Source organism: Vibrio sp. 378, assembly GCF_033339435.1.
Genome location: NZ_JAWOUO010000320.1, coordinates 1 through 844, shown reverse-complemented (window position 1 = coordinate 844; position 844 = coordinate 1). Strand labels below are relative to the sequence as shown.

Genomic DNA, 844 nt, shown 5'->3' with positions numbered 1-844 from the left:
AAATCTCTTTACCTGTAGGACCGGCAATCGAGTTGCTAGACAGCACGGCGTATGTCGCGAACAAAGTCGCAAACAATACGCAGTCACTCATCAGGTAAACCCAGAAACCAAACAGCTTGTTGCCATTCGTGTCATGGTGGTGATCGTGGTCATGATGAGCTGCGACATTAGTTTGCATAAGTCACCTCCAGATCATCGCTGTTTTCGTTGTCTTTCACGGTTCCTTTCTTCGCTTCTTCTAGCTGAGCTCGGCGAGCGGCTTCGATCGCTTTGATCTCTTCCACTTCAACGTAGTAGTCCACGTCATCGTTGTAGCTGTGTTGAATACACGTCACAACGATACCCACCAAACTTGCTGCCGCTAGCCACCAGATGTACCAGATCATCGCAAAGCCAAAGACCAGCGCCCAAGCCGACACATAAATGCCCGTTGCCGTGTTCTTCGGCATATGGATGCGTTCGTACTCCACTTCTTTCATTGGGTCGAACTCGCCACTTTGTTTTTGATACCAGAACGCGTCCAGTACATCGCCTTTTGGCAGATGAGCAAAGTTGTAGAACGGCGGAGGTGAAGACGTCGCCCCCGCCAATGTACGGCCGCCCCACGGATCACCCGTTAGGTCGCGGTTTTGCTCGCGGTCACGAATACTCACGTAGATTTGGATTAACTGAGACAATACGCCCAGTGCAATCACAACCGTACCCGCTGCCGCAACAGCCAATAGCGGGAAGGAGTCAGGGGGGATGTCGTGGCTCAGACGACGGGTCATCCCCATAAAGCCCAGCGCGCAACGCGGCAGGACCGCCCACAAGAAAACGACAGGCCACAGACAGAACGCGCGGC

2 pseudogenes are annotated in these 844 nt (G+C 53.3%); both read right to left on the bottom strand.

Features of this window, described 5'->3' with window-relative positions:
- A pseudogene (locus R7Q48_RS25985) lies at positions 1–178 on the bottom strand (cytochrome o ubiquinol oxidase subunit III); the annotation flags it as partial.
- A pseudogene (locus tag R7Q48_RS25980) lies at positions 168–844 on the bottom strand (cytochrome o ubiquinol oxidase subunit I); the annotation flags it as partial. The pseudogenes R7Q48_RS25980 and R7Q48_RS25985, both read right to left, overlap by 11 nt.